The following is a 1572-nucleotide window of genomic DNA, read 5'->3' as shown; positions in this document are numbered from 1 at the left end:
CGGGCACTGACCGGGAACGGGCGTGCCCTTCCAGGCCGCCCGGCGGTCGAAGCGGTCCGGCGGGTCCCCTGACAGGGGCTGCGCTGCCGCCTGGACGGGCACGTCGCACGTCAACTCCGGCTCGCCTTGCGGCGTGCGCAGCAGGTCCAGCCGCCATTCCACGCGCTCGCCCGAGCGGCGGGGCGCCGCTGGTCGGCGCATCGGGCGGCACCAGGAAACGCGCCACCAGCCGCAGCCGGCCGCCGCTGGCCGGCTGCATCGCCACGGGCTCGGCGAAAGACTCCACGCGCCGTTCGGGTGAGCCCGAACTCGCTTCGTCCACCCGGTACTGGGCCAGTCGCAATTGCAGGCTGTGCCCCTGCATGCGGGGCGCGGCACGGGCCGGCACCACCAGCGCCACCTCGACCGGATGCCCTGCGAGTGGCCGCGCGGGCTGCAAGGCGAGCCCGGTGCCCGCGTATCGCCAGGCCAGGTAGGTGACATGCCCCGAGTACCACAGCAGCCCGATGCCCACCAGAGCGCACAGGCCCACGACCCCCTTGGCGAGCCACGGAATATGGGGATCGGGCCACAGCAAGGCGGCCAGCGGGACACTGAAGCCGCACCAGAACAAGGCGATGAGCCACAGGATGCCGAGGGATCGGCGTGCCGGGTTCCCAGGCGGGGGCACCGGCCCGTCCGACAGGGACGCGGCATCGGCCTCTTCGCGAGCCATCTTGCGCCAGCGCAGCAGGACGACGACGAACACCCAGGCCGCCACCAGGCCCACGCCGGTGAACACCAGGGCAAAGGGCAGACGAAACAGCTGCAGGCGCCAGCGGATGGCGGGGTCGATCAGCGATTGCGACGGGTTGACCGGGTTCACCCACGCGGTGACGGTGTGCCCGCTGGTCCGGGCGCCTTGCAGTTGCGCGAGCCACCGGCGCTGCCAACCGTCGAAGTCCATCGATTCGCCATGGCCTGCCGGATCCAGGCCCACGCGGGTGCCTTCATGGGGCTTGCCGTCCACGGCGTAGCGGTAGCGGGCCTGCACTTCGAACGCGGGCCCCGTACCGCTGCCCGAACGGCGCGCCTCCCTCCGAAGCTCCGCGGAGAGGACCTCGGCCTGCACCGGCTGCCAGCGGTGCTGCACCTCCCACGCCAGGCGCAGGGTGCTGGCCAGGGGCCGCAGTCCGTAGGTGTAGCCGAAGACGCCAAATGCCACGGCGAAGACGGCGCTGAACGCCAGCAGTGCCAGCCGGGTGCCGATGCTGCCTGCCCTCGTCCGCTCTCTGGCCACGGGTTCTCCTCGTCGATGTCGTTTCTTGTGGCTCGAAGAATATCAAGCCCCGCGCCACAAGGGGCCGCGTGGCGGGGCGCGAAACGCCCCGGCGCGGCGCGCGCGCAACACTTCGCACACATCGATCGAAACAAAGCAAAAGGGCTGTCCCCTTTCCGGGGGGCTGCGTGTCTTCTTCTCGACAACCACCAACGAGAGAAGCACCGATGCACCGCCACCCGACCCCTGACCGACGATTTCCGCTCCCCCCCTGCGCCGCCGCGGCCCGCGGCCCGCGCCGCTCGCTGCTGGCC

The 1572-nt window shown here is 71.6% G+C and carries 1 protein-coding gene; it reads right to left on the bottom strand.

All coding sequences use genetic code 11. The features are described from left to right. A partial coding sequence (locus tag AC27KI_RS24460) for a DUF3592 domain-containing protein (RefSeq protein WP_487116349.1) occupies positions 1-1279 on the bottom strand: 1279 nt, incomplete at its 3' end. Positions 1280-1572: the final 293 nt, after the last annotated feature.

Source organism: Acidovorax sp. KPB24-03, assembly GCF_057546605.1.
Note: the sequence above shows the minus strand (reverse complement) of the source record. Positions and strands in the feature narration are given on the sequence as shown.